At 35.3% G+C, this 368-nt stretch carries 1 protein-coding gene; it reads right to left on the minus strand.

Annotation, left to right across the window (positions count from 1 at the left end; genetic code table 11):
- Positions 1-346 (minus strand): transposase (locus AB671_RS21680; RefSeq protein ID WP_185116248.1); only part of this gene is annotated, 346 nt, incomplete at its 3' end.
- Positions 347-368: the final 22 nt, after the last annotated feature.

The raw sequence follows: 368 nt of genomic DNA on the forward strand, positions 1-368 counted from the left end.
TCATACCTTTAGCGTATAATGAGATAATAATATTTTCCAGGCCTTCGATAATATTGTGCCTTTTTGGTACCAAAGCAGGCTCAAAACTTCCGGACCTGTCTCTGGGAACTTTTATTTCACTCTCACCAAATGAGGATTTAATTTTCTTGGTTCCGTGTCCGTTTCGATAATTACCATCTTTGGTTTTTTCGTGTTTTTCATTGTCCAGATGAGCATCTAGTTCCGCTTCCAGCATGTGTTCAACAGCTCGTTTGTGTATTTGCTTGAAAAAAGAGGTTAGATCTTCTCCGCTCTTAAAGGATTTATAGAAATCCTTGTTGTTTAATAATTCTTCTTTGTCAATCATAACTATATAAGGTTAAAAATAA

The sequence above is a fragment of the Chryseobacterium sp. BGARF1 genome, from assembly GCF_001677955.1.
Classification (GTDB): Bacteria; Bacteroidota; Bacteroidia; order Flavobacteriales; family Weeksellaceae; genus Chryseobacterium.